Origin of the sequence: Geothrix sp. PMB-07 (assembly GCF_030758935.1) — a bacterium.
GTDB lineage: Bacteria > Acidobacteriota > Holophagae > Holophagales > Holophagaceae > Geothrix.
The window spans coordinates 1,865,165-1,890,881 of the sequence record NZ_CP132333.1; the positions used below are offsets into that span (position 1 = coordinate 1,865,165).

22 protein-coding genes are annotated in these 25,717 nt (G+C 55.9%); 10 read left to right on the forward strand and 12 right to left on the reverse strand.

Annotation, left to right across the window (positions count from 1 at the left end; genetic code table 11):
- Position 1 precedes the first annotated feature (1 nt).
- The 5 genes from Q9293_RS08355 to Q9293_RS18670 are packed head-to-tail and all read right to left on the reverse strand — an operon-like array spanning position 2 to position 4,191.
- A complete protein-coding gene (locus tag Q9293_RS08355; protein ID WP_306251953.1) occupies positions 2-454 on the reverse strand; it encodes a polymer-forming cytoskeletal protein in 453 nt (150 codons plus the stop codon).
- Positions 455-468: 14 nt separating this feature from the next.
- The gene (locus Q9293_RS08360) at positions 469-1,440 is read right to left on the reverse strand and encodes a M23 family metallopeptidase (RefSeq protein WP_306251955.1); all 972 of its coding nucleotides are present in this window, start codon (positions 1,438-1,440) and stop codon (positions 469-471) included.
- A 60-nt stretch (positions 1,441-1,500) separates the two neighbouring features.
- Positions 1,501-2,382: a UbiA-like polyprenyltransferase gene (locus Q9293_RS08365; protein ID WP_306251957.1), complete on the reverse strand. Its 882-nt coding sequence runs from the start codon at positions 2,380-2,382 to the stop codon at positions 1,501-1,503.
- Position 2,383: 1 nt separating this feature from the next.
- Positions 2,384-3,520, reverse strand: coding sequence for a site-specific integrase (locus Q9293_RS08370; RefSeq protein WP_306251959.1), 1,137 nt, complete (start codon positions 3,518-3,520; stop codon positions 2,384-2,386).
- On the reverse strand, positions 3,517-4,191 hold the full coding sequence (locus Q9293_RS18670; protein ID WP_372342181.1) for a helix-turn-helix domain-containing protein: 675 nt from the start codon (positions 4,189-4,191) through the stop codon (positions 3,517-3,519). Before Q9293_RS18670 ends, Q9293_RS08370 begins: the two co-directional genes overlap by 4 nt.
- 122 nt (positions 4,192-4,313) lie before the next feature.
- Between Q9293_RS18670 and Q9293_RS08375 the strand changes: the two genes are divergently transcribed.
- Both Q9293_RS08375 and Q9293_RS08380 read left to right on the forward strand, forming a co-directional pair.
- The gene (locus Q9293_RS08375; RefSeq protein WP_306251961.1) at positions 4,314-4,550 is read left to right on the forward strand and encodes a hypothetical protein; all 237 of its coding nucleotides are present in this window, start codon (positions 4,314-4,316) and stop codon (positions 4,548-4,550) included.
- Positions 4,551-4,663: 113 nt separating this feature from the next.
- Entirely contained in the window at positions 4,664-6,181 is a 1,518-nt protein-coding gene (locus Q9293_RS08380) for a hypothetical protein (protein ID WP_306251963.1), read from the forward strand.
- A gap of 74 nt (positions 6,182-6,255) precedes the next feature.
- On the opposite strand, the gene Q9293_RS08385 is transcribed toward Q9293_RS08380, so the two are convergent.
- From Q9293_RS08385 to Q9293_RS08395, 3 genes are read right to left on the reverse strand one after another with little or no spacing between them, the layout of a single operon-like run.
- Positions 6,256-8,109, reverse strand: a complete 1,854-nt coding sequence (locus Q9293_RS08385; RefSeq protein ID WP_306251965.1) for a type IV secretory system conjugative DNA transfer family protein — start codon at positions 8,107-8,109, stop codon at positions 6,256-6,258.
- Positions 8,110-8,117: 8 nt separating this feature from the next.
- The gene (locus tag Q9293_RS08390; RefSeq protein ID WP_306251967.1) at positions 8,118-9,776 is read right to left on the reverse strand and encodes a hypothetical protein; all 1,659 of its coding nucleotides are present in this window, start codon (positions 9,774-9,776) and stop codon (positions 8,118-8,120) included.
- Position 9,777: 1 nt separating this feature from the next.
- Positions 9,778-10,092, reverse strand: coding sequence for a hypothetical protein (locus tag Q9293_RS08395; protein ID WP_306251969.1), 315 nt, complete (start codon positions 10,090-10,092; stop codon positions 9,778-9,780).
- Between the two features lie 451 nt (positions 10,093-10,543).
- On the opposite strand from Q9293_RS08395, the gene Q9293_RS08400 reads away from it, so the two are divergent.
- From Q9293_RS08400 to Q9293_RS08415, 4 genes are all read left to right on the forward strand, one after another.
- Positions 10,544-10,795, forward strand: a complete 252-nt coding sequence (locus Q9293_RS08400) for a hypothetical protein (RefSeq protein ID WP_306251971.1) — start codon at positions 10,544-10,546, stop codon at positions 10,793-10,795.
- A 382-nt stretch (positions 10,796-11,177) separates the two neighbouring features.
- A complete protein-coding gene (locus Q9293_RS08405) occupies positions 11,178-12,668 on the forward strand; it encodes a hypothetical protein (RefSeq protein WP_306251973.1) in 1,491 nt (496 codons plus the stop codon).
- A 3-nt stretch (positions 12,669-12,671) separates the two neighbouring features.
- Positions 12,672-14,180, forward strand: a complete 1,509-nt coding sequence (locus Q9293_RS08410; protein ID WP_306251975.1) for a hypothetical protein — start codon at positions 12,672-12,674, stop codon at positions 14,178-14,180.
- A gap of 360 nt (positions 14,181-14,540) precedes the next feature.
- Complete coding sequence (locus Q9293_RS08415; protein WP_306251977.1) at positions 14,541-14,996, forward strand: hypothetical protein; 456 nt, start codon at positions 14,541-14,543, stop codon at positions 14,994-14,996.
- 694 nt (positions 14,997-15,690) lie between these two features.
- Here Q9293_RS08415 and Q9293_RS08420 read toward each other — a convergent pair.
- Positions 15,691-16,410: a hypothetical protein gene (locus Q9293_RS08420; protein WP_306251979.1), complete on the reverse strand. Its 720-nt coding sequence runs from the start codon at positions 16,408-16,410 to the stop codon at positions 15,691-15,693.
- A gap of 1,042 nt (positions 16,411-17,452) precedes the next feature.
- On the opposite strand from Q9293_RS08420, the gene Q9293_RS08425 reads away from it, so the two are divergent.
- From Q9293_RS08425 to Q9293_RS08435, 3 genes are all read left to right on the forward strand, one after another.
- Positions 17,453-20,524 (forward strand): class I SAM-dependent DNA methyltransferase, encoded by a 3,072-nt coding sequence (locus Q9293_RS08425; protein ID WP_306251982.1) that lies wholly within the window; start codon positions 17,453-17,455, stop codon positions 20,522-20,524.
- Positions 20,518-21,168 (forward strand): hypothetical protein, encoded by a 651-nt coding sequence (locus Q9293_RS08430; protein WP_306251984.1) that lies wholly within the window; start codon positions 20,518-20,520, stop codon positions 21,166-21,168. Before Q9293_RS08425 ends, Q9293_RS08430 begins: the two co-directional genes overlap by 7 nt.
- Positions 21,169-21,326: 158 nt before the next feature.
- A complete protein-coding gene (locus tag Q9293_RS08435) occupies positions 21,327-21,728 on the forward strand; it encodes a hypothetical protein (RefSeq protein ID WP_306251985.1) in 402 nt (133 codons plus the stop codon).
- Between the two features lie 5 nt (positions 21,729-21,733).
- Here Q9293_RS08435 and Q9293_RS08440 read toward each other — a convergent pair whose 3' ends face one another.
- Positions 21,734-22,042, reverse strand: coding sequence for a hypothetical protein (locus tag Q9293_RS08440; RefSeq protein ID WP_306251987.1), 309 nt, complete (start codon positions 22,040-22,042; stop codon positions 21,734-21,736).
- Positions 22,035-22,715, reverse strand: a complete 681-nt coding sequence (locus tag Q9293_RS08445) for a hypothetical protein (RefSeq protein WP_306251989.1) — start codon at positions 22,713-22,715, stop codon at positions 22,035-22,037. The genes Q9293_RS08440 and Q9293_RS08445 overlap by 8 nt, the downstream gene beginning before the upstream one ends.
- Before the next feature lie 382 nt (positions 22,716-23,097).
- On the opposite strand from Q9293_RS08445, the gene Q9293_RS08450 reads away from it, so the two are divergent.
- Positions 23,098-23,652 (forward strand): hypothetical protein, encoded by a 555-nt coding sequence (locus tag Q9293_RS08450; RefSeq protein WP_306251992.1) that lies wholly within the window; start codon positions 23,098-23,100, stop codon positions 23,650-23,652.
- 60 nt (positions 23,653-23,712) lie between these two features.
- Here the strand turns inward: Q9293_RS08450 and Q9293_RS08455 are convergent, their stop codons facing one another.
- Positions 23,713-25,137, reverse strand: coding sequence for a hypothetical protein (locus Q9293_RS08455; protein WP_306251994.1), 1,425 nt, complete (start codon positions 25,135-25,137; stop codon positions 23,713-23,715).
- Between the last annotated feature and the right edge of the window lie 580 nt (positions 25,138-25,717).

Genomic DNA, 25,717 nt, shown 5'->3' on the forward strand with positions numbered 1-25,717 from the left:
CTCAGCGCTTCAGATCCACTCGCTTGGGGTCGGAATCCGGAAGCTTCGCTGCGGGAAGGGAGCCTCCCTTCGCGGTGGTGATCGCCTCGGCCCGGTCCTTCCGGACGCAGACGCCCTGCAGGGTGCCGCCTTCATCGACCACCAGCGATCCCACTTCCACATCGCCTTCCACGTAACCCGTGCCATGGATTTCCAGGCATTCGGTGATCTTCATGGTGCCTTCGGCCCGGCCCGTGACCACCAGGTGCTTGGCGAAGATGTTCCCTTTCACCAGCCCCCCGGGGGCGATGGAGACTTCGCCGGTGGAGTGGATGGTTCCCTCGACCACGCCTTCCACCCGGAAGCTGTGCGAATTGGAATGCACCTCTCCCTTGAAGATCACGTCCTTGCCCAGCAGGGAGTGGATGGCTGGGGCGGCATCAGGCTTGGGCTTGTTGTTGCGGAAAACGGCCATGGTCACTCCTTGGGTCAGGACTGCCTGCCAAGGGCGCTGAGCCATTGGCGTTGGAGCCGGAGGTAGGGCTGGGGGTTGACGGTCTTTCCGTTCCGGCGGACTTCGTAGTGAAGATGGACGCCCGTGGCATTTCCGGAGCGCCCCATGGCACCCAGGATATCGCCTCGGCTGACCTTCTGCCCCACTTTCACATCCACCCGGTTGAGGTGGGCGTAGAGGGTCTCCTGTTCTTCGGTGTGGCGCACGCGGACGCCCCAGCCGTAGCGATCCATCCAGCCGGCTTCGATCACCTCGCCATCGGCGGTGACCTGGATGGGCGTGTCGAGGACGTTGCTGATGTCGATGCCGGAGTGGTACCCGAGCAGGCCATCGCCGGATTCATTGGAGCGGGAGAAGGGGCTGACGCGAACCCCGAACCCGGAACTCAGGTACCCCGCTGTCGGGGGAATGGAAGGGGTGTGGCTCCAGGCCCAGAGCACCGGCGCCATGCGGGCCCGCACCACGGCAGCCTGCTTGGCGGTGTAATCGAGATCCTGGTGCAGTTTGGAAAGCCGTTCCTGGGTGCCCGGTGGGGGCGGGGCAGCGTTGGTCTGGCCGGGCGGCGTGGGCAGGGGAGTGCCGGTCTGGGCCTTGGGGTCCAGCAACTTCAACAGTTCGGTGTGCTGTTTGCGAAGGGTCTCCACTTCGGATTCCAGGGCCTGGGCCTGGTCGAGCGAAGAACGCAGCTGCTCCTGCTGTTCCCGGGTTTCCTGCTGGAGGCGGCCGAAGCTCATGATCTTCTTCGTGGCCCACATGCCATAGCCCGAGCCGATCATGGCCAGGGCGCAGAACCCGGCCACCCCGCCGACCACCCACAGCATCAGGCGTCGCGTGAGGGACCAGCGGAAGGTGCGGTGGCTGAAAACGACCATAACTGTGAGCCAGCGACCGGAATCCGGACGGCTGGAGCGCAGGGCGCGGCGGCGTTCAGGCTGGGGGGTGGACATGACCTCCCAGCATACCTGGGAACCTCGATGCAGGCGAGTCGACTTCTTACGACTAAGGGACTAGAGCGGCGCCAGCAGCGTTTTCGAAAGCCAGTATTCCAAGGCATGACCCGCGAAAAAAACGAGTCCGACGAGGCTGTTCAAGGTGAAGAAAGCCTGGTCGATGCGGGAGAGATCACCGCCCCGCACCAGCCACTGTTCCCGCCCCAGCATGGCGGCCACCAGGGCCCAGCCAGCCCAGGACCAGAGGTGCCCGCCCATCTGGAGGTTGAACACACCCCAGCAGGCCAGGGCGATCACGTGCAGGCTGCGCGAGAGCCAGAGGGATCCAGTGACGCCCAGCTTCGATGGGATGGAATGCAGGCCCCTCTCGCGGTCGAAGGCCTCGTCTTGCAGGGCGTAGAGAATGTCGAATCCCGCGGTCCAGGCCAGCACACCACCTGACAGCCACAGTGCGGGCGGTTCGATGCGGCCCGCCACGGCGATCCAGGCGCCCAGCGGCGCGCCGGAAAGCGACAGTCCGAGCACCACATGGGCCCAGGCGGTAAAGCGTTTGCAGAGCGAGTAGCCCAGGATGATGACCAGGGCCAAAGGCGAGAGGCTCCAGGTCAAGGGCCCGAGCGCACCGGCGGCGAGGCCGAAGAGGACGATGCCCGCACCCATGAGCACCACGGCACCGGCCTGGGATACCCGGCCTGCCGGCAGGGCGCGGCTGGCCGTGCGGGGATTGGCGGCATCCACATCCACATCCACCAGCCGGTTGAAGGTCATGGCCGCCGTCCGGGCTCCGACCATGGCCGCCAGGATCCAGAGGGCCGTACGGAGGGGGGGCAGTCCCTGCGCCGCTCCCACTGCGCCCAGCAGGGCGAAGGGCAGGGCGAAGACCGTGTGCTCGAACTTGATCATGTCGAGCAATTCTCTGGATTGTTTGAAAATAGTCATGTTATGAAGCTTCCTGTTTGGAGGGCGCACCCAAGGCGAACCCCATTGCAGCTGCCACTTTAGCCTGGGCCTCAGCGGCCCTCACCTGCCGCATCTCAATGTATTTGAGGGTCGTGATGGGCTTCTCATGGCCCATCATCTGCTGGATTTCCGATAGCGGCGTCCCAGCCTCGTAGTGGGTGGTTGCGAAGGTGGCTCTCATTCGATGGGGGTGCAGCCCAGGAACCCCGATGTCATCACCTGCCTCGCGGATCGCGTTCTTGGTGAACCCGCGCGCTTTCTGCTCCTCCTTGGCATCCGGGAGGACCAGCCCATGAGTTGGACAGCCCTGGCGATTCCATTCAGCGAGGAGCAGTTGTAGCAACCAGGCTGGGATGGGAATCCGCCTGGTCTTTCGGTTTTTTGTGTCTCCAGGCAGGTACTCCTCCTGGCGCCAAGAGAGCCACTCCCAGCGAGCTCCACCTGCCTCCGATTCACGAAGACCAAGTCCCAGCTGCATTCGGATGCCAAGGCGGATGACTGTCTTTCTCGAATGTGAATCCACTGCCGCCAGATAGGCCTGGACTTTCTCTGGCCAGACGACTGGGCGGCCGGTCTGCTGGACCTTCCTCTCCCGCGCATACCAAGGACGTGAAGAGAGATATTTCCTATCTCGGATCGCCCAGCCGTACACGGCGCTGAGCAGGCGAACCTGCCTGTTCCATCCTCCGAGGGTGTGGGGGATCTCAATGCGGTGCCCCTTGAGGGTCTTGAACCCGTTCCCGCCGAGGTAGGACGCTCGAAGCTTGTCTACTTTCTCGGTGGTGACCTCGTTCATCGGGTCCTTCGCAATTGGAGCCCAGTGGCGGTCTAGGCTTTCCAAGGCCTGATTAAGGTAGCGGTCGGAGAGGACACCTCGATTGCAAGAGGCCCACTCACGCACCACGTCGCCAACTAGGGGAGCTTGGATGGATTCAGGGAGCTTGATCCCGAGCCTCTGGAACCCCTTCTTGCGCTTCTCCTCGGCGAGGACGAATTCCGCATCCGCCCGGTTAGTGCAGCCTGTGGAGAGTTCCACTTTCTGCTTTCCCCGCTTGAAGCAGATCCACCAGTAGCGACCGACCTTAGCGAGGCCGTTCTTGTAGCGCCGTGTGCTCAAAGGACCTGGACCTTTGCGAACACTCGGCCATAGACCTCTACAAGCTCGCTATCGAAGGGGAAATTCACTGCCCCTTGTGTGATGGCATCCCAGCCGTGAGGAGTCTTTCTCCGGATGTACCACTCGCCATATGCGCGAATCGCATAGTCCTTCCATAGGACTGATTCGCTCTCGTCACCGCTTGGGGACGGCGCCACCAAAAGCAAATCCCCCGGGAGATAGGCTGGGGCCATGGAGGCATCCTTGACCTTCAAACATCCGATCGGTTCCGGAATGTCTAGCGGACCGCAGATGGATTCGACCCAGGCTAGGGAAACAAAGTGAATGGGGCAGGTGGAGTCTTCTCGAAGTAGAGGTGAAACGGGCTGCCAGTCTTCATCCATCAGAGGGTTACGTTGCGCTCGTCGGATTGAAGCCATCACCCTTGCAGATTCGGTTGGTGCTGTTCCTTTCCCCGACAAAAGCCAGACGAGGTCGCACCCAGTCGCCCGAGAGAGCCGAGCCAGCTTGGGGCGGGTCGGGGTATAGACCCCTGAGATGTATCGCTGAATAGTGCGAGGCGTCCAGCCTGTGGCAGAAGCAAGTTCGGGTGTTCCACCGGCCAAGTTCGCCAGGAGACGAATTCGCTCGCCGAGTTCAGAGCTGTGTGAGGGGGGCAAATCGGTGGTCATGCATTGATTTGTATCACTCTAAACAAAACTCCACAAATCGAAAAAGGGGGCTTGACTGCGACGGAATGGCGACGCAATATTCAAATTGTCGCGAAAAAGTCATGAAGCGATTAGGGGGGGACATGAGATTGGTCAGTGAGCGCAAGCTCCGGCAAGAGTTGGCTGAGATCTACGGCAAGGCGCCGCACCCTTACACGGTGAGAAAGATGGTGCAGCGCGGGATGCCTGTGAAAGCTCACCCCTGGAACGAGGGAGTGATCATGTATGACCTCGACGAGGTCCTGCCGTGGATTCAGGCGGATTGGCAGACCAAGTCGAAGGAGGCTGCCTCCGCCCATCACCGTCGAAAAACCGCCTAGCGCCCAAATGAACAGCCCCCCAACTCGGGGGGCTGTTGACGTTTACCTGGGGGTGGTAGGCCAGAGGTTCGAGCTCCGGCCTACCGATCGCCTCCGCTTTTCCGGTGAGGGATATGTCAGCTGCGACCGCGGCGGAGGACCGCCGCAGGACCAGTATAGGTCTGCCTGCAGGTTGCGAGGAGGGGCTGAAGGTTCCAGGCCTGATGGCTCTGGAGGACGGCACAGTCGTAGACCTTGCATCTGGCGAGATTCTGAAGGCAGAGACCGAGGCCTTGATGTTGGCTCGGCGAAAGGGTCTGGCGTCGAACTATTTCGCTTCGGCCTTGATGGAGGGCCTTGCCGGGGAGGCGTTGAAGCTTGGACAGGACGACGCCGGTGAGGTGGTACTTCTTGGGGCAGATGGTCGAGAACTCGTGGCCGGCCCAGGTGAGGGCCTTGAGTTGAGAGCGGCAGCACTCCTCCTACTTGAGGCCTCCACACCTTGGGCGGCCGTGGGGAAGGCGGACGATGGCCGAGTATACGGAGTTGGGGGGGCTGGCTACACGCCTGGGCTCCGCTTCTCCCCGGCCTACCAGAGAAAGCAGGCAGCTAGATCTAGGAAGGTGGCCCGCCAAGCCTTGAGGCTAATTCGGCAGCGGCTTTTTTCGGTCGCCTACAGCACCAAATGGGTAGACGGTGGGAAGGTTCTTCCAGTGGCATGGACTCTAACCACGCCCACTCTGGATCCTTCGGTCGTTTCTGGAATTACCGAAGCAAGAGAAGAAGAACGAATTTTTTTGGCGTGGTCGTTGTTTCGAAAACTCGAGATCTTCAAATCAAGGGTATTTGCGTGCTTCCGAGGTTACGAAGTGACACGGAAGGTGTTTTGGGATGAGGTCCTGACCTTCCATCCTCATTTCCATTTGTTGAACTGGTCGAAATTCATTGAGCAAGCCGAGGGGGCTCGGGCCTGGTGGGCGTGTCTTCGAACTGCGACTCTCAAGGTTTATGGGTTCGACATCGATCACCTCTACGACCACCAGGGCAAAGACAAGGACGGAAGGACGGCGCTGGACAAAGCCATCTCAGCCTCTTTCTATGTCCAGAAGGTAAAGCGCAAGCCAGGCAAGGGAGATGGGGCAATCAGCCTTGAACAGGCTATTCAAGAAACCCTCAAGTACGCGACCAAGGCAGATGAAATCGCCTGCTATGCACCTGATCCGGACCGGCCGGGGAAGACGATGGTTGTAGGCATTCCTGGGACGCACCTCAGAGCAGAGATCTTCAGGCGGTCTGCAAGGGTCTTTGAAAGAGTGGGAGCTGCACGAGCCAGGTGGAAGGCTCCGGAATGGTGCGAGGCCGCTGAAGGGGTCTCTGCAGAGCTCTGGAACGAGCTCACAGGCGAGGCTGCTAAGCGTGCAGCTGCTTTGGCCGCGGAGGCGGCCCGTTCACTCGATACCCCGCCAATATCTGACGGCGATGGGGAAAAGAAGAAACGCGAAACCCTCAGGTCCCTGATGCTCACGCTTGATCTGCATCGCTGGCTGCAAATCGCGTCCCGGCGTGCGTTTTCTTCGCTTGAGCACCTTGAAAAGGGGCTTCGAGCGAAGGGCTTCTGGGTTCCGGCTCTTGCTGGTGCTCCACCAGGTTGACGGGCCCGGTGCTTTTCGTGAGGGAAAAGGCAAGGCCCGCTGTGTGCGGGCCCTGGGATGCGCATGGCTCCAGATCAGAAAAAGTCAGGGTCCCGAGGCATGCCTGCGTGCTGATCTTCTGAGAACACAGTCCGCTTGGGGAGTTCCTGCAGGGCAGCGGACTGCTTGAGGCCATCCCAGGTGTCAGGGGGTTCTTCATCGAAGCTGGTGGGATCCTGCCAGGGGTCTACCTCCTCCATTCGGGGCCCAAGCGGGGTAGGGGGGGTGGGAATGCTGAGGGGAAGCCAGTAGGTCCACCCGTTGATCCGGCTGAGGGCTGCGCCCTCCTCAGACCATCTGCCCCACTCGCTTGCGGGTAGGAGCTCGGATTCGCGCTCCTGCTCCTGGTTGGCACCAGCGGTTTTGAAGCGGAGGGTGAATTTCCCGGCATTCTTGGTCATTTGTTCCCGGTACTCATCCTCAAGCCGCCTAGCCAGGAGGATCTTGGTGCCGAAACCCTTTGTAACGGCCTTGAGGTCGCGCCCATAGACCTTCTCCAGGATGCCGAAGTTCTGTACCCCGGCGACGATGCCGACGCCCTTGGACCTCAGCAAAATTAGGGCGTTCTCGATGTTAGGTAGGCGGCCTGCATCTCCGAATTCGTCCATCAGGAGAAGGATCTTCGAGGAACCTTCAGGGCGATTCCGGAGGCGTCCAAGGAGCATGGCCCAGAAGAGATGAACAGGCGCCCTGAGAGCGTCGGACATTTCGCAGTTCATCACGTAGCCGCCCTTGGCAAGGAAGTCATCGATGGTCACCGTAGAGTGCCCTTCGGTGATTGCGGCCACACGCGGGGTCTCCCACTTCCCAAGGGTAGTGACCATGTCACCCAGGACCGGGACGCTGGTTTTCTCCTCCGACATGAGGTTCTGCCAGATAGGGGGAAGCTTGGCTAGGTAGGTCTTCAGAGGGGTGGATGTGAGCGCCCGCGAGATCTCCTGCAGGCTGTCCCAGCGACGGCTGGTGAGAATGGCACGGAACATCTCACGGGCCAGGAGGCGAACCCAGGGATTGTTGTCGTGTGAGAGGACCGGAAAAACGTAATCGACAATGAGGTCGAGGTCCTCTGGGGTTTTCGCTTCTTCAAGGAAATTGAGGACGCCGCTTCGGGTCTGATACCCACGCACGTCCAGGCCGAACACAGGAAGATTCGGGTTCTCCTCTCTCCATGGCAACTCTGCCTTGGAATCCTGGTAAATCCAGGGGCAAGAGGCGCTGTGCATGATGTGGGAGTACCAGGTGGTGGTCTTCCCGCTGCCCTGTGCGCCCAGGACAAAAATGTGACCAGCAACAATGTCCCACCGAATCTGAATGGCCGTCAGATTTCGCTTATGGCGCTGGTCGTCGATCAAGGTTCTGGAGGCTGCTTTACAGGGGGACCGGTAGGCCAGAACCGCGGCGACAGGTGAATTGTCGTAAATGTTTTTTCCTTCGGTGTCTTTGAAGGTTCGGCCCCAGTCCTGCTTGGGATCATGCCATTTCGCATCGGACCTTCCAGTCCCTGCTTTCACGTGTGCAGGCAGCTTGTCCCGGAAGATCATGAAGATTAAAAAAAGGCCAAAAAGAATGCCCACGTGTGCGGCCAAAAATAGCTCGGGACGGCGGTGGGCCCATTCCTCTACCCCAATTCTAGAAATGGCAATTCGGACCAGCATTCCAATGGAGAGGAGGGCCAAGCAGAAGGGAAGCCACAGCCGTTTTGGGCGCCATTCGAATAGGGTCCGATATAGCTTGTCGCCCCTGGAGCGAAGGAGCTTCAGGGGGTCTTCGCGGTGAATGAAGAACCACCTAGTGGAGTAGAAAAATATTCCGATGAGCCCGAGGAGGGAAACGGTTACCGTGCCCCCCAGGTTCCAGAAGTTGAGTAGCGATTTGATGGTTTCTTGCACAGGTTCTCCTACCGGCTAAGTTCGAGGGACGAGGATTTTGGGAGAGAGTTCGCCGCCGCAGTTGCCTCTGCACCAAGGCGAGCTACGGTACCGGCTAGGCCAAGGATTGGGATCTTCTCAAGGGTAGAAATAGCCAGCTTTAAGGAGGCTGGGATATCCTTCAGGTGGACCGCAGAACCAAGCAGGTGTTTGCTTGTTTCAAGGCCACCAAGGGCCAATGTTTTGGCCGCGCCCTGGATATCGAGTGTCGCGAGGTCCTTGGCGGCCATGGCCGTTGTTTTGGTGGCTGCGAGGCCCGCTCTGACTGTCGATTCCATTGGTTTCGGAAGAGCGCCTAGTCCTAGATTATTGGCAACCTTTGCAATAGATACCCCGGTATTTGCAGCGGATCTGGCGGCCTCTTTCCCGGCGTTTTTGGCACCATGGGCGAGCTCCTTCCCGGCCTCCTTTCCTCCCTCGGCAAGATCACGTCCGGCCTCTTTGGCGGCAGCCTTGAGGCTGATGCCTCCAGTCGGAATTGACAGGGCAAGCCCCGCTCCGACCTTGACGGCAGCTGTCGTGGTTCTGATGCCCAATTTGGTCGTGGCTGCTGTGGCTGCTTTAGCAACTTCGGCACCAACGCGAGACAGGCCCTTTGCAGCTTCAAGAGCGACACCTTTAACTGATTTTGAAATTCGCCTCCCTTCTTGAATAGTCCTTGGGTCTTGATGTTGTTGCTGGGTTGCTTCTTGGAACTTTCGGATGAGGTCCTTGGCGATTTTCGAATTGACCCCACCAATAGTGGCTGTTGCAGCCCTCTTCCCTGCGCGTTTTGCAACGCTTATTGAGCGTCCAGCTTTTTCGCGGAGGACCATGGAGGCTTTGGTTATGTCAGATGAAACGCCTCGCATCTGAAGACGCTGTAGAGATGCGGCTTTTCTTTGGAGGGCGTTCTCGATCTCAGCCACATTGGCGGGCGAATTCAGATCGCCACGGGAGGCATAACGATGGTTTGTGGCTGCAGTTTCAAGGTCGAAACGACGATCAATAATCACCCTTTCTTTTTGGCCGAATTCCATGCGGATCTTAAAATGCTCAGACAGAGAGGCCCCGACCAGGGCCTTGTATCGATCACGTTCTAGTTGCCTTTGCTCTTTCTGAAGTTCCTTGAGTTCACTTCGAACCCGCTTGAATTCCTGATGCTCCTTCCAGTTGGTTATAGGCCTTCTGTCAGACCATTCGCGATCCCAGGCCTTCTGAATGGCACCATGTGGGCCACGCATGAGCGCGTGTGTTTCGGTGCCTACAAAGTGATAGTGAATCTTCATCCCATCGTCAGAAACCTTTTCAAAATGAATTGTCATTTTGGGCGGTTCTTTGTCCTGAGTTAGGGAATGGAGTTGCAGAGCAAGGCGCTTGCCGTGCTCAACGGCGGCATGTTCGATTGATTTGCCATATCGTGCATAAATTTCCTGACATTCGTGGACACTTGGATTAACGATGGCGTGCCAGTAACGACCGAGGTAACCGCCCATTGAATCGATAGTAGAAGCCACCTCAATGGGCTCACCAGTTGCCGAAAGGAATAAGACTGCCTCTCGTTTCTCCTCTCTGGCGAGATATGAAATGAGCCGTCCAAGGGATGGTGCGCGGCCACCGGAATGACGTGGGGGCTTGCAAATCGCCATGTCATTTCCCCTGCAGGATTTGTTGTATTTCGGCCTCGACTTCAGCCCGTTTATGCGCTGTCCGAGTTAGGGCCATCAGGCGAACAAAGATGTCGCTAATGAGGGGGTCAAACTCCTCCAGTTTCGGCATCACTTTGTCGTCAAAACGCGCGTACATTCGTTTCTCAAATTCACCGAAAAAGGAAAAAAATTGCTCTAATCGAAGTCTCGATTGATTCACCGATTCGAGCACTTTTTTGCTCTCGGAAAGGACCATTTCGAACCGCGTTTCTCCGCGTTCCTCCTGGAACCTAGAGTGCTCAGATTCAATGGCCATGCGTGTGGCCTCTGCAAGGGAGACCCCCCATGAGTCCGCAAGGGTCTCAAGGCGAACCTTGTCGTCTTGCCTGAGACGAACTGGGAGGGTGTGTGTCAAGGTCTTTTGTTTCATTGTTTAGCCTCGTTTGTATATCGGTTTGTAAATGTGCGTTAAAACTATCTAAAACCGATATCGAAAACGAATACGCTGAATTGCTTGGAAATCAAGGTATGCCGCGAAAGCGGCATCAGTCATGCGATAGCACCATCTTGCCCCCACACCCTTTGGGTGCGGGGACCCTTCGGGCGCGCATACCTAGGTGTGTGCTGCTTTCACGGGTATCTGCTCACTGAGCAGGTATTAGGGTTAAACAGCGTGAAGCACTGTGAAACAAGATGAATAAAATGCTAGTTAAATTGACTAGAAGCCTTTGTGGCCCTATTCTTGACGCATCTTCCTGGAGGAGCACATGGCTTTTAAGCCGATCAAGAAGGGGCAGCAAGAAATGAAGGACGTTCGCTTCCAGCTCCCGCTGGATGTCTTCAACGCAGTTGAGCGGTGGTCCCAGCGTGATGGGATGGAGCCTGCTGACCTCCTGCGCCAGGCCATTAGCTACGTGATGAAGCCCGAGCTCAGGAAGATCCGCGCTGAGGCCCGTGCGCTGAAGGTTTCGAGGAAGGGCCAGGCTCCGGTTCCGGAAATGGCTGGCGGCAATGTCTAGGGCCCTGGATGAATTTCTCTTCTGGTGGGATGCGACAGAGCGCAGGCTCGGGTTCAGTTCGGCTCCTCTGGTCGGCGCCATGGTCAGGGTGGTTCGGTGGCCCTTCGGGCTCCTTTCAACCTCTGGAAAGCGCCGGGCGGCCGGGACAGTTGTTCTCATGCTGGCCAGCGGTGTCGTGAGCCCTTCTCAGATGGCTGTTGTGGACGCGGCCAGCATTCAGACGCAGAAGCTTCTGACGGAGCTGAAGAGGCAGCAGGACCAGGTCAGCCAGCTCTGGAAGGAGGGGAAGGACAACACCAGGTTCCTCACTGACCTGCTGCAGGTCTACCGGACCATCAAGCTCGCGAAGGCCCAATACGAGGCCATCGCCAATTTCAACCTGATGAACAACATCAACGTCGTGGACATCCTGCCCGTCGTGCCGCTACCTGACGGATTTCTTTACGGTGACAGCGAGCAGGTTCCTCAGACCTTCCGCTACACCGACGGAAACGGGCAGGAGCAGGAGGGCAAGGTTCAGAGGAGTCTTGCCCTGCGGTTCACCTCTAAGCAGGGCGGGGTGGCCTCGACCTTCCAGGATTGGGCGAAATTCAAACCGAACTTGAAGATCGACCTGTCCCAGATCGCGAACCAGCTCTCGAACATCGATTTCGACGCCGCCGAGATGACGCAGTTTGTGGATGGGACTGGCCACCCCCTGGCAGAGGCCTACAGAGCCCTCGGCCCTGCCGAGCGCCTTGGCAAGATCACCACCTTCTATAACGGCCTCCTGAGCGAGGTTCAGAACTGGAAGTACACCTTCCAACAGGAACGGGCAGCCCAGGCCCTTCTGGATCACGATGCCCAGGCCATGCTGCAGGACTACGAGGGAAGCGTTCTGCTGTGCCGGAAGGAACTGCGGCGCGAAGCGGAGCGCCAGCTGCAGGACAGGCAGATGACGTACGACCAGCTCAAGCTCGAACCACCTCCGGGAAACCCCATGGCCGAGTTCTGGCAAGCAAAGCAGCAGAGCTTCGAGCGCGACGTGAATCGGCGACGGATCTTCCTGGAAGGAATCACGCAGAAGAAGCGGACCCAGTTGGACCAGCTGATGCTGGCATTCAACGCCCTGAAGGCTGGGCACAGCGGCACGCAGTCAGCAATGGAGGCCCTGAAGATCCTGGAGTCCGCCCAGGCGGCCATGAGCTCGGCTGAGCAGAATTTCCAGAAACAGCGCCAGGACCTGCTTACCAGATACGGCATGGAGTTCAAGAAGGGTGGGGACTTCGAAGAGCTCCAGTCAATCCAAATGAATGACCAGGCGTGGAAGCAGTACCAGGCGATGCGGGATGCCCGGGACACGGCCGTGAATAAGGCCAGGGCGGACATGGACGGCGCAATTGCCAGGATCACCTATCTGAAGGGAATTGAAGGCGCTGGCAAGGCCTTCGACGCCCTGCAGGAGGATCTGGGGAAGAACCTCCTGAATCACTATCTCGATGCTGACGGGATGAACCTCAGTGGGAGCCTTGCGCAGATCCGCGGGATCCAGAACAACATGACCCAGGCCATCGCCAAAATTGATGCCGATGAGCAACGGGACGCCATGACCATTTCCCGCGGGGCGATCGACAAGCTGGACTCCGTCGTCGACAAATACCTGAACACGTTCGTCTGGACGGAGGACAAGAACGGGAACAGCCATCTCACTCGTGGGGGGCTTCCCGTTTACCTGGTGACACGGGTTCTTGGGACCTATTTCCAGGCCATGAAGAGGGCGTTCGGAAGCTCGAACGTCGCCGACATCATGATGCCCGACGACACAGACGCCAGGAAGAAGGCCGACCAGGAGTATCGGGCCTTTCTCAACAGCATGTTCAAGATTCGGGGGTGAGGCATGGGACCTGGACCAATTACACAAATCATTGCCACCGTCAGCGACATCTTCTCTGGTCTAGCTGGGAAGGGCTGGGTCTACAATTCTGCGTCTCTGACAGCCATGTCGTTCATGTTCACAATCCTGAGCGTGGTGATCGTCAGCTGTTCGTTTTACATCCAAATCCTGAAGCACAACAAAGTCACCTCCGCAGACGAAAGGATCAACAGCTTCAAAGATGCATGCCTCTATTTTGGTGCCCGTCTTTTCTTCATTCCATTGATCGTCGGGGCTCCGGCGTTGCCCCTGGTCGCAAAATCAATCGCCGACAATTTCAGCGTCTGGGGGTCGTCTCAGGCAGTGGCTGTTCAAGTCGCCGGGGTGGGAGATTCGCTTCTAGCCAAGCTCTCGCGGTTGGATCGGATGAGCATTCATCCCGATACAGACCCCACCGGAATGGACCCAGGCGCCCTGAAGGATGCCGGGGTGGACGCAGAAAAGGCGGCAAAGGTTCGGGCCGCCAGGCTGGAGGCCGCTGCGAAGACGGAAAAATTCACCCAAGAACTGGACCAGGCCCAGAATCCCCGGGCTAGACAAGCTGCTCAAGCACGCCTTGATGAGGCTAGGAAGGCTCAGGACCAGATCGAAGGGCAGGTGGACCAGCTGCTCAATCAGTACAACGTGTGGGCAAAGAAGAAGCAAGCCACCGTTTACAACGCCGAGACCTTTAAGCGTGCCATCGAGAAGTTGGTCAGCAACTACAACGAGGTGCACGGAGGCTCAGGGTTGGATGGTGGGACCTTCTATGGAGCGAGCGGCACCCTGCAGACCAAGGACGGGCAAACCGTCGCCGTCCTCGGGAACCTTGATCCGAACGCCATCCAGGCCGTGGTGGACGAGCGAAACGGGAACGTCATCGCCCGGGGGGAAGACATTGCTAGGGCCCTGATGGAGGTAGAAAAGGAACGGACAAAGGAAGACAAGATCGGGGTCTGGGGTGCGACAAAGCTCTTGGCAGAGTTCGTTGGGAGCGCTGGATTCTATCTCAGCATTGCCCCTGCCGTGCTTGGGATTGGCGCTGGCAGCCTGGCGACGTTGAAGGCGGCCTTCGGCCTTCTCCAGTTCGGCGCGAAGGTGTCGATCATGGTCAATCTCGGGCTAAGTATCGCGGTGATATTCAGCAGTTTCTTCGTGCTCTTGCTGATGTTCCGGAAGACCGAGCAGTTTGGCTTCACCTTCTTCCGCTTCCTCATGAGCGTGATCCTCACCTGCTTTGGCATTCACTTCGTGATGGGAACGGTGGGTATGACGGTCGCCCATTCTTCGTACGGCCTGGTGGCCACCTGCAATTCACTTCTCGTGAAGGCCGGATTCCTGGGGAAGAACGGATCCATGGAGCTCTTCAAGATCAGTTGTGGAGCGGGTCTGGCCGCCTTTGCTGTGGGGATGATGGTCGATTTCATCGTCGAGCTCTGCAAGTCAGCAGGCCAGGTTGCGCAAGGTGTCCTCAACGGAAGCTTCAATCCATAGGGGGGTGGGATGCCTGCAAATCGAGCATGGATAAGGAACCCCAGCCAAAAGCTGCTCAAGCTGGTTCTGATGCGGCACGGGAGCTGCTCTGCCGCCATCGAGGCACTTGAGAGTCACGGGGACGATGCCTTTGGACCGCTGCCGGATGACCTGGCCGTGGTCCGGGCTTTTGGTGTGAAAGGCTGGCTTCCGATCATCCAAGACGTCTACCAGGGGCTGGGAATGGTTCTGTCGTGGACTTGGTGGGGAGCCGAGCCCACGAGGCCTTCTTGGGCCCTTCCTGGCGCACGGCGCCTGTGTCCAGCCTGTGGGGGGGCGCTGCCCCCGGCGCCTGGCGGCGCCTCCCCCGGGATTTAACGCATGGAGGCCAAAGCTGATGAGGAAAGGGGAAGAAGGATGAAAGAAGAGGCATCAGAGGGTTGGATCGATCGCCATGGGAGGCTCCTGGCGGCAGAGGCCCTGAAGACCTATCGGAATCCCGAAGACGCAATGGTGGCGGTTCAACGGCCCGGCGAGATTCGGTGGCTGTGGGCGGATACCGGTCAACCGCGCATGCCTTCTCACTTGGAGGATGGTGCGATGACGCCATTTCTGATGTCGGACATCATGAGGAGGCTCGAAGCTGAGCGCCAGGTGCAGGTACCATCTCGTTTGGAGGCCTCTTCTTCACGAACTTGCGAAGCTAAAGCCCGGTTGGAAGAGATTGCAGCCCTGACGCTTTCCTGGTGGTGTATGGACGCTGGCGAGCGGGCGGAACGCGCCTCGGCCGTGATGAAGGAAGTTCAGGCGCTGGCTGCGGTCGGGAGTGGGCCATGACCTACGTGGCCCGCAGATTGCTCTGGATCGTGGTCGCCGCTCTTGTCGGGTGTGTCGTGCGCTGGGGCTTTTGGCAATCAGTCCGGCACACCAGCCCTCATCCTCGCAATGTCCATCAACCCCGAGAATAGTTATGGTTTCACGCTGCATGCACCCCTGCATCTGCACCTACTGCTATGAGCAGCTTTCCGAAAGCGCTGTCAGAGTCGGCCGTGATTGGGTTTGTCCGGGCTGCGTGGCGTTCGCCAAGATCGCCCAACCCGATTGGGTCGTTTGCGTTTCTACGAAGGGGCATCGAGGTCAGCTGTCGAGTAGCAAGAGGTATCAGGTCCTTAATCGCGGGATGCTGCGCAAACCCGGCGATCCGATTCTCCTCGTTCTCGATGATCGAGGCGTCGTGAACTCATTCCCTGGGCTTTGTTTTACGCCGTGCGACCCGCCGGAGGATCCAGGGCCGTTGAATGTCACCCTGAGCGCTGGCTTGTGAAGGCTCAACGAGAAGGGGCCGGGTTTCCCCGGCCCCTCGAAGCGTGTGTCAGCTTCGGCCCCGGATCGGCGCTCGGGTCGCATCCCTGCGTTGCCCTATCCTCCGTCCGGATATCTCAGTTTAGTTCTGCATCCGTTCTTCTGCCAGGTAGCTTTGGCCTTCATGCGGGAAATCCCCGCAGGCCCCTGGGGGCCGAGGACAGGGCCGTCAGGCCCGGGGGCGTTCTTTGAGCGCGATCAAGATGGAATTGATTAGGCCCTTGGAGTCGCGCTTGTCCGAGGGAATGGTTCCGATGAAGGTGGTGCTTTGACTCATGAAGATGCCGTAAGGATGCAGGTTCAGCTGAAGAGTGAATGTGGTCAAACCGTTCTGGGTGCGCGGTTCGGAAGGCTTGAGGGAAACGACGAGCATCCGGACAATGGCGCTGTTCTTGGCTCCCCCGATGCTCCGAAGTTCCACCTGCTTCATGAGGCTCTTCAATGCCTCCGAGGACTTGGGGCGAAAGAGGAGCGCGGGACGAAGGCCGAACTGACCGAGGCTGGGGTTGCTGGGGAAGCTCCGGAACTTGAATTGAGCGAACTGGAGCTCCTCCCAGGTCATCGGGACCAGACCGAGATGGTCCAAGGCTTCAAGAACCTTGTCTTCCTTCATCCAGGCATCCAGGGCCTTCTCGGGGATGTCGATTTTGGCGCGGCCACCAATGAGAACGCTTTCCGCCTCCAGGAGTTCAGAATCATTGGAGGTGTCGTTGGAGATCTCCTGAGAGGACTCCATGGAGACGCTGAAGAGCTTGAGATTCTTCTCTATTTGGGCCAGGTGGGCTTTGGCTGCAGGCGAGAGCTGCGCGGGCTTCCCGGGGTTTGGACGTTCAGCCGCAGCCAGCACCCAACTGGCGGCGAGGAAGAGAGCGATGAGGGAATGGCGCATGATGGCCTCCTATGTCAAAAGTGGCAAAAGTGTCAATCCGCAGTTTCTGTGGATTCGATGCACCTGATTGAGGTGTTCAACTTCGTGGGAGAACAGGTTTGGGGTTTGAACATTTCTGGAGGCACCCTCCCTTCGCCTGCGGTTCTTGGGCCTCGATTAACAATATAGGCAAAAGTGGCAAAAGTGTCAATACTGGCATAACTGAATTTTTGACCGTAGGAGGCCCTTGTGGGAGCTCGCTTTATTCGAGATGAGAAGGTTTGGCTTCAGGCACTACAGCCTGGAGACGTGGTTCAGCGCCTCATTGGCACGACTGCTTGTCCAATGAGGCTGAAGGTAACGGCTGTCACGGAAACGAGAATTTACTGCGGAGATTGGGAGTTTGATCGAGACACTGGCTGGGAGATAGATGAAGACCTTGGTTGGGGACCGAGTGGATCTGGAACTCGGATTGGTCCGTTCTAGCAAGGATCTACGAGCTGTGAGCCTGGCCCGACCTCGCGAGCGAGGCCGGGGGCATCACCCCCGGCCTGCGTCCCCATCCTGGTCGCAGGAGACCGCAGCACAAGGGATCCCGGAGCCCGGACCGCGAAGCGGGTAGGGGGAGGACAGCCCTTGTGCGAAGGGACCGCCGGAGGCGGCGAGACGGAGTGACGAGGGCGGTAGGGTTCCCTGCGCGCGGAAGCGCGTAGGGCCGCCGTGGGAGTGGAGCGAGTCCGAGGCCTATCCACGGAGGGCCGGGCGTGTTGAATCGGCGCCCCAGGTGAAAAAATGAGCGCTGGGATCGTGGCGTTTTCCCTACTCGGCCTAATGGAGTGGCTGCGACTTCTGATTTCTGGTTCACGGAAAGATGGCGATTCGTCAAAAATTCGCTATACTGATAGAATTATCTATGTGCTTGCTTAGCTCAAATGCTCAAAAGCTCAAATGCACCTCGGCCAACATCAGCTCTTGCCAAGAAGTTGGAGGCGTCTGTGACACCATCGCGTGCTTCGGGTACACTCTTTATTGGCCAAGCAGGACTTAGAGGAGGGCGGCGATCGTGAACAGTGTCCCCTTTCGGAGGGCCCTCCAGGCGAGCGGCTACCTCTCAGAGGATGGGACGCCTGTCCCCGGCCTGGAAACTCAAGGCGGGCACTCAACTCTGCGGGTGCGACCTATTTTTGCAAACAAGCAAATTGGTTTGTGTGCAGATGCCATATTTACTGCGCAAGGCACACCGATAGCCATCTTCAAAGATGCAGGGTGGAGTGAACCGTCAATAGAAGAAATAACTCGATGGCATGAAATTGCTTGGAATATTGGGTTAGCCCCACTTTTGTGGATTATTACCCCGACTGAAATCCGACTTCACAATTGTTTTGCCACTCCTTCAAGCACTGACGGAGACGGCCACGCCTCCTCCGCTGTTGATAGATTTTTGTTGAAAGAGGAGTCTGATCTCCAACGATTAAATGCAGCGTGTGGAAGGATTGCTACTGAAACAGGTGCCTTCTGGTCGAGCGAAATTGGAAAGAAAATTGACCGGCAGTATCGTGTCGATCAAGAGCTACTTGGTGAAATTAGTGCTTTGGAAGAGCGTCTAACAGCATTGGCTCCTGCGAACGGAACTCCGCACGAGAATATTGCAAGAGAAAAGCACGTCTCGCGAGAATTTGCGCAGCGATTGATTGGCAGATGTATTTTCTTCTCATACCTGCTCGATCGACAAATTGCTCAGCCATTTTTACCAACAAATATTTCTTCTAATATTTCTGAGTCTTTCGAGACTGTAGAAAGTGCTTTTGCTTTATTCCGATGGCTGCGTGAAACCTTTAACGGTGATCTCTTCCCAATGGATGATCCTGGGGCAGAGCAGGAGAGGCTTGGGCAGGCTCATTTGATTTTGCTTCGGGACTTTGTGGAAGGGCAAAGCCTCATCCCGAAGAACTGCGGTAAGAGAAGGCTTTTCCGCTTTCAATTTAATGCGATACCGGTTGACCTGATTAGTTCGATATATCAGCAATTTGCAAGGTCAAGTAGTGAGGTCGAAGCTGCTAGCCAAGGGTTACATTACACCCCGGTGGAGTTGGTGCATCTCACCCTTGATCCGGTTTTTGAGGGCCTTGCTTCCACTGCGAGAGTAATCGATCCAACCTGTGGTTCTGGGGCTTTTCTCGTTGAGGCCTTTCGTAGGCTCGTTTGGAAGGGGGCCCCTAATGGAAGACCATCTAGATCATTGATTCGTAAAATTCTTTATGAACAGTTGTTTGGCATTGATATAAATAAATCTGCACTGGGCATCGCGGCGTTTAGTCTTTATTTGGCTGCAATGGAGCTTGATGAAGACCCTGTATTAGAAATTACAGACTTAAAATTTCATCGCCTTATTGGTTCCACGCTCCACGAGGCGGATACATTAAGCGAAGTATTGCCAGAGCAGATTAATCAAATAGAATTTGACGCAGTTGTGGGAAATCCTCCCTGGACTTTCGTTCGACGTGAGGGATTGCGAACCCGGTCCAACAGTGAAAGGCGGCCACGCAGAAGCCCTGATCATGGCTTCTTGAAGGTTGCCTCGCGGTTTGCTTGCGAAAATGGGCGGATCGGGATGGTGATGAAAGCCTCTCCGTTCTTCTCCAAGGATGAGCATGCCGTAGCCTCAAGAATGGAGTTGCTCCAGAATTTGGCACCTGTCGCGTTAGTGAATTTGTCTCAGTTGCGTAAAGAAAAATTGTTTCCAGATGCTGACGGACCCGCTCTTCTTTTCTTCTCGCGCTGCAAATTGATTCCGAACCGGGAAAAATTGCTTGTTGGTTCTATTCCTTGGTCTCCAGATTTCAGGCGAACCGGCATCTTCCAGGTTGGACCTGGAGATCTCCGAAGTATTTCTCTCGATCGGGTGGCCAAAAACCCAGCCATGCTGAAGGCTGCAACCTTTGGAACGGTGCGAGATAGCTGGTTAATTGAGAGGCTTGAATGTGAATTCCCGACCCTTGAATCTGTTCTGAACGACCTTGAAATTCGTCCAAGTTTCAATCGAGGGCAGGGATTTCAGGTTGTAGGGGATGAGAATTCCCCTCCAGACTTGTTCTATAAGCTTCCCATGCTCATGCCCGATGAGTTTGTCCCCTTGCGGATAAATAGAAGGGCATTGCCAGATTTTGAGTACGAATTCCTACATAGGACCCGGGACGAGGGAATTTATAAAGGACCACTTTTAATTTGCCCCAAGGCTTGCTTCTCCTCCGCGCTTGAACCTGGTAGGTATTCGTCCACGTATTATGCCCGTGGGGTCGTATATTCTGAAAGCTTTTATGGTATTTCGTTCGCCGGAAAGGATCAGAGATTTGCCCGTGTGCTAAATGCGATTATGAATTCGAGTGTAACCGCTTTTCAATTTGCCTTTGGAGGTGGTGTTTGGGGATTGGAACGACCTACAGTCGAACCTAAGGATTTGCTAGCACTTCGAATCCCGAGGCTCATGGATCTAAGTGATTCTCAGATTGACGAGGTTTTATCAATTGAAGAGATGATCTCGCGAGATCCTTCGAATCGGTCGTTGTTGGTTAAACTAGATGAGGCTGTTTCGAATTTATTTGATTTGAATTTGGATGAGAGAATTGTTGTTCAAGATAGCGTTTCACGCGCAGGGATGCTCATTTTTGATGGACGAAGTCAGCGTCTAAAGTATACAGAGCTTCCCTCGCAAGATCTGCTAAAGTCATATGCCGAGACAGTCGTAACAACCGTTAATAGATATCTTAAGGCCCGTGGGAAACGACATCTCGAAGCGGTTATCTATCCTCACCCACCGCCTCGGCCAAGTTTTTCCAGGTCAGAATCCCCCATGTCTGTCGTTTCATTCTCGATGGAGGCTGGTTCTCCAGGGGACCACGAGCTGATTGGGATAAGCGCTATCTCTGGAAACGACTTGGTTCGAAGGTTACTTTCTGGGGCAGAAAATCCGAACGTCCCACCATACTTAAATGAAAGAAAACATGTTCGAATCTACGCTGGGCCTGCGTTGTTTATCCTTAAGCCTGCTGAGATTCGTTACTGGACAGATGTTTATGCCCTAAACGATGCTGACATGATTTTGGCAGATCATTGGGTTAAGGGAAAGTCATGCTGACTTCTGCAGATTTTCCTTATGGTCAACCATCTCTAGATCTCGGAGAGGATGAAATATTCACAGTTGCCAAATTGATTGTGGATGCAGCAAGAGTAGTCCGACCGAGTGTGCCCCCTGGCGACTATGAAGTTCCCATTAATATCCGAATGCGAAAGGCATTGCGAAAGGTCAAGCGAGATATTGGTTTGAATAATATAGAAATTCACGGAGAAGATGAGGTCCTTAACGAGGCTATTGACGATCCAGAAGTAGAGGGACGAATTGATATCGTCGTTCGATTCCTTCAGCAATTTGGGGATGAAAATGCCTATTTGGGCATTGAATGTAAAAGACTTTTGCGCGGTGATTCCGGGTTGAATATTAATTATGTTGATAAGGGATTAGCTCGATTTGTTACCTGTCAATATTCATGCGGCCATAAGTGGGGAATGATGGTCGGGTATGTGATGAACCCACCCTTAGGCGACATTACTGAGTATCTAAATAGCAAAATATGTGAACGATATGGGCCAAGTGCTGCAATGGAGAATGTCGAGTCAAGCGAACTCGTAGATGCGCTAGATTTTAAAAAGAGTAAACACACTCAGATCCGTGCGGCTAATGATATCAATATTCTTCATATTATCGTTCCAATGGGGAATTGAATTTCAGTAGCAGACATGAAATGAGCGCCTTTCGGCGCTCATTATATTTGTTGACGAAAGCTGAGAGAAACTTAGGGGAACAGCGGTAGAGCGTCGCCGATTCTGAGCTCCGGGGGCATGGCGAGGAACCCTCGATCGCGAAGTGTCCATACGAAGCCATGGACGCCCTTCAGGGCCTTCCTCCGTTCAAGCTCCATCTCCCCTTCAAGCCACAAATCCCCTCGTCGCCAGCACTCCTCGCATACAGCCTTGATAAGGCTCTTGGTGAGGCGTGCAGGATCAGGCTCGGGGCCCATCGTAAAGTGGAGGTGACCTCCAGCTCGGGCAAGGGCCAAGAGGACTTGGTTGTTCCACGCCTTACCAGTCCTGATCCCGATCCGGTGGAGCTGGGGACGCACCAAGTGGCAGAAATCATAGACGAAAGAATCACCGTCTTCGATTTCGTATCTAATCTGGTGGGCCGCATTTGCCAGGTGAGAGAAGAGATGACGGCGGGCCCGATGTTCATCTACGGCGGCTTGGGCGCGGATTTCATGTTCGGTGATTTCGACACTCATTGAAGTCCCTACTTGTTCTTTTGGGTCCATTCGGCGACGAGCTGAGAAGGTGTCAGGCGGCGTTGGGCAGCCAAGGCTTTGAGGTCTCCGGCGACATCAGGGGGAAGGAATAGCGAAACCTTCACCGTTTCTTCGAATGCGCGCTTGCGTCCACCGCGGCGGACTGTGGCGCTATCGACTTGGGATTTGGGGCCAGATGGGGCAATAGCCTCTGGTTCTTGAAATCCCGGTTGGCGGCCCATGTGTTCTTCCGAGCGGTGGGAGGCTCCTTTTTTCGCAAAGGCGCGAACATCCATGCGTGGTTTCTTCTCACTCATTCGCCGCTCCTGCTTTGGCCTGAACTCGATTGCTGATGAAGGTTTTTGCTAAAGTGACAGAAGAGGCAATTTTGACAACTTTGTCAAATCCCTTCAAGGCCTTCCGAACAGCTGGGTCGGTTGGAGCCTTTCCTTTGGCGATGGTCTCAGCGATGGCGACATGCATGGGCACGGATCCGATGAAATTCCGGCCGTCTTCGGGGGAGTGCCAGGATTGCAGAAGGTCCTGGAAGTCTCTGCTCAAGGCTGTAGGGCGGACCGAATTGAGGAGCACGACTGCCTCCATGTCTGGATTGACCTTCCATGCTTCGTCCAGAAGATCGGACATGCGGCCCCAGGCCTGTGCATCCTGGGCACCCCCAGGAATGAGAGGTACAAAGACAATGGCAGCTAGGGCTAAGGCTGCTCGGGTCGCCTCGCCTTCATTGGGGGGGCAATCGGCAACATGCCACCAAAGGTTGTCATTCGCTGCGGCTTCGAGGTCCTCGAAAAGGGTCTCGGGCCAAATGAGCTTTGAATCCACTCTCGCCGCTTCCGCCCAAGTGTGGGCATCCCCTTGCTGAGGATCCAAATCCAGGAGCCGTCCTGAGCCGTTGAGATGACTCTTGAGGATGGCTGACCAAGTGCTCTTGCCCTGGCCACCCTTAACGTTAGCAACTGCCACAAGTGCCACAATAGCCTCCTTTGACACAACTGTAAAAATAGGCAATAGTGGCAAACTTGTCAATAGTGAAAATCGAATTTTCTAACTTCGAAATGGTCTACAGATTTGAGGAAATGTCGACCAAAGCGGAATTCTCTGGTTAAGAGGCTGGCCTATTCTGGCAACGGGAATGGGGGTATTGGCAATGGAATGCCCCCTATTGGCAATGCGGCACCCCCTCTTGGCTGTAAGGCATCCCTGTTGGTGACGAGAGGATTATGGGTCTCTTCAAGCCTCATCCGCCCCTGGCGGATTCAATTAGTGCAGATTCGAGATCCAGATTTCATGTTTACGGCAAAATCTGTAAATATTTGGTTTGTGGGATAAAATAATCTTGGTTTGAGGAGGGACAATGACCCAGCAGCTGTCTTTTCATGCCAGGCGTAGAGCATTTTGGATGCGATTTCCCCTGGGAATGCTCATCTATTGGCTATTTTGTTATCTGGCATTTAAATTGATTGGCGCTTATAGCTATCGTGGATTTTCGCCAAATTACTATACGACAAAGAATGGGAGTTCCTTTTTTACCATCACCGGATTGAGCATTCTGTTGGCATTTCTGCTTTTCAGTATGGCGGCCGTTGTTGCATCGATACAAGTTATTGATAAAGATGAAAATGACTTTCGAAAATTGAGTAGGTACTTGGCTAGCCTTATGGTTCTCACCGCGGTTGTTCTTCCTATTCTTGGCCAATCCATGGTTAAAGCTAGTAAGGCAAAGGAAATTGAAGGTATTTTCTTGTTGGCAGATGAGCTTAAATTGTCTAGCCCGGAGCTGATGCGCCTAAAAATTCAATATTTTACGGACTTTCGTGGAATGAACGGGGTCGAAGCCGAACGGATAATTAATGATGCCAAGATTATTCTGGATAAAAAACTTGCTGAGTCGAGCTTGGATGGTCGTTAGCACCTTCGGTAATCCGTGATCCCGGCAGTCTGTCTTCCATAGGCTTGCGGTCCGGCCCCTTCACTCAAGGGTTGGAAGCTGGAGGTAGTCCAAGGGCAACTGGAAGTCCGTCCGTAATTTATCCAGATAGGTCGTTCCGGCTGCATCCAGGGGCGGCTCCCCGGCGATGATCAGGCGGCAGGCAGTCTGATTTCCGGGCCAATAGGCATATTCGAGAATTTGGCCCAGGGCCTGCCGGAGGCAAGCCCTGGCGGTGGTCTCCGTCTTGATCTCATAGAACCAGTAGCCCTCGGACGTTTGGACCATCACGTCCACATGGTTACCAACCCCACTGCGTACTTCCGTACCGACGTTTTTAGCGCCGTGTTCCCTGACTAGGGCTGCGTGGAGCTGCTCCTGGAGGCGGTTGTGGCGCAAATCTAAATTGATGATGCGTTCCACGGGGGTCGCGGTGGCGTACCCTGGCTTCGAGGGGCAACCAGGCCGGAACGAAAATCCTTGGTCACCTGAAAGTGGATCTCGATCCAGGTGTCCGCCTCCCTCTACAAACTGATAAAGAGGAAGGAGGCGGTCCAAATCTGCCAAGAGATTCTCGTAATTCAGGTCGGACAAATCTTGGCGCCTACCCAGAAATACGAAGACATCTGGGCGTGCTAGTTCCGGTGGAATGGGGCCCACAGGGTAGTCCGCGGAACGATGGCCTGCTTGAAAGTGCCACATGCGAAAGTCGGACCAGGACTCAGGTTGAATGGTCATGAATTCGTTGAAAAGGCGGACTTTGGGGGCCAGCAGGGTGACGAGGTCGGGATAGGAATCACTGGGTTCGAATGAAAAGGCAACGCCATGCCGCAGCTCCGCTTTGCCCTCGATGTCTTCGAAGCCCAGATTGAACTGCAATTCTGATCGGCCGCCCCAATGGTAGGCCCAGCCTTCCTTCGTGAACATGGAGGCAAAGGTGGTTTTGGCTGGTAGTTTTTTGAGTTTTTTCAGAGCCTGGCGGATCTCGTGGAGGCGTCCGATAGGATGGGAGCCAACTTGGCCTTGAATCTCCTTAAGTAGGAGTTCCATCTGCGAAAGCGGCGGGGGAGGCGGCAGCTCAAGGGATACTGAGAGACCCGGATGGATGATGGTTCCTGCCGAACGAAAATCCGACCGAGAGACCATCTGGGTAGAGCCATTGACCGCTCCGGTTGAGCGGGAAGGGTACATGAAGTTTTTATACTGGCCCGCGGACAAGGACAGGATCTCAAACGTTCCATCCTTTTTCTGGAAGGCCCCGTACACTGCCGTAACGCGGGCCAGGACGTTTGGAGTAGCTCCTACGCTGGTGCTGCCGTATTTGGCGCATTTGATGGTGATTGATTGGCCATTCAGGGTGGCTTCGTTTGTTCTCTTACCGGCCATCTGGGCTCCCAGGGCGGCAGCGATTCGTGGGGCCATGACCCGGCCAAAGATGTTTCCTTTGGCACCGCTATTTTCCGTCATTCCGGTCTCCTCTCAGAGCTGGCATTCAGAGCTGGCACACCGAATCATCCGTGCTGGTCAGGGATTTTGAGGATTGAGAAAAAGCATCAGAGGAGCAAGCAGTTTGGGGAGTACTGAGAGTGACCCAACCAACAGGGTTCCCTCAATCGAGCTGCTCGATTTTGGGTGGCAACACCCGCCCTTGGCAAATTCGGGATTAAGTGGGAACTCCCCCCAAACGTAGCGAACCATGAGCGAACCAGAAGCTGAAGCACGCTTAAAAATAGGGAAGTTAGATGAACGTAGAGCTATCGTTTGAGTCTAGTGAAACAGGATGAAACATTGGTTTAAATTTAAAAATGAAAGAGGTTAAATATGATTGCTGTGAACAGGTGGAAGGAACGGGTCATTCTTGATCATGTCGAGCAATTCCCGGACCTGCCCAGCTTTGGGCTCGTTCTGGGGCGATGGTCCTTCGGTTCTCCCGGGAGTCGAATCCGGGGTTGGGGTGGGGCTTTGCGGGTCGGAGGCAGGCTGATCCATTGGATCCATGATCGGACGAAAGATCCCGTTTGTCTTCGCCTCCGCGAATTCCCCAGGG

Excerpts from the sequence above, each read along its gene's own strand:
- Q9293_RS08355 (WP_306251953.1), bottom strand. The coding sequence starts at position 454 with ATGGCCGTTTTCCGCAACAACAAGCCCAAGCCTGATGCCGCCCCAGCC.
- Q9293_RS08360 (WP_306251955.1), bottom strand. The coding sequence starts at position 1,440 with ATGTCCACCCCCCAGCCTGAACGCCGCCGCGCCCTGCGCTCCAGCCGT.
- Q9293_RS08365 (WP_306251957.1), bottom strand. The coding sequence starts at position 2,382 with ATGACTATTTTCAAACAATCCAGAGAATTGCTCGACATGATCAAGTTC.
- Q9293_RS18670 (WP_372342181.1), bottom strand. The coding sequence starts at position 4,191 with ATGACCACCGATTTGCCCCCCTCACACAGCTCTGAACTCGGCGAGCGA.
- Q9293_RS08375 (WP_306251961.1), top strand. The coding sequence starts at position 4,314 with ATGAGATTGGTCAGTGAGCGCAAGCTCCGGCAAGAGTTGGCTGAGATC.
- Q9293_RS08380 (WP_306251963.1), top strand. The coding sequence starts at position 4,664 with ATGTCAGCTGCGACCGCGGCGGAGGACCGCCGCAGGACCAGTATAGGT.
- Q9293_RS08390 (WP_306251967.1), bottom strand. The coding sequence starts at position 9,776 with ATGGCGATTTGCAAGCCCCCACGTCATTCCGGTGGCCGCGCACCATCC.
- Q9293_RS08395 (WP_306251969.1), bottom strand. The coding sequence starts at position 10,092 with ATGGCCATTGAATCTGAGCACTCTAGGTTCCAGGAGGAACGCGGAGAA.
- Q9293_RS08400 (WP_306251971.1), top strand. The coding sequence starts at position 10,544 with ATGGCTTTTAAGCCGATCAAGAAGGGGCAGCAAGAAATGAAGGACGTT.
- Q9293_RS08405 (WP_306251973.1), top strand. The coding sequence starts at position 11,178 with ATGAACAACATCAACGTCGTGGACATCCTGCCCGTCGTGCCGCTACCT.
- Q9293_RS08410 (WP_306251975.1), top strand. The coding sequence starts at position 12,672 with ATGGGACCTGGACCAATTACACAAATCATTGCCACCGTCAGCGACATC.
- Q9293_RS08415 (WP_306251977.1), top strand. The coding sequence starts at position 14,541 with ATGGAGGCCAAAGCTGATGAGGAAAGGGGAAGAAGGATGAAAGAAGAG.
- Q9293_RS08420 (WP_306251979.1), bottom strand. The coding sequence starts at position 16,410 with ATGCGCCATTCCCTCATCGCTCTCTTCCTCGCCGCCAGTTGGGTGCTG.
- Q9293_RS08430 (WP_306251984.1), top strand. The coding sequence starts at position 20,518 with ATGCTGACTTCTGCAGATTTTCCTTATGGTCAACCATCTCTAGATCTC.
- Q9293_RS08435 (WP_306251985.1), top strand. The coding sequence starts at position 21,327 with ATGGACGCCCTTCAGGGCCTTCCTCCGTTCAAGCTCCATCTCCCCTTC.
- Q9293_RS08440 (WP_306251987.1), bottom strand. The coding sequence starts at position 22,042 with ATGAGTGAGAAGAAACCACGCATGGATGTTCGCGCCTTTGCGAAAAAA.
- Q9293_RS08450 (WP_306251992.1), top strand. The coding sequence starts at position 23,098 with ATGACCCAGCAGCTGTCTTTTCATGCCAGGCGTAGAGCATTTTGGATG.
- Q9293_RS08455 (WP_306251994.1), bottom strand. The coding sequence starts at position 25,137 with ATGACGGAAAATAGCGGTGCCAAAGGAAACATCTTTGGCCGGGTCATG.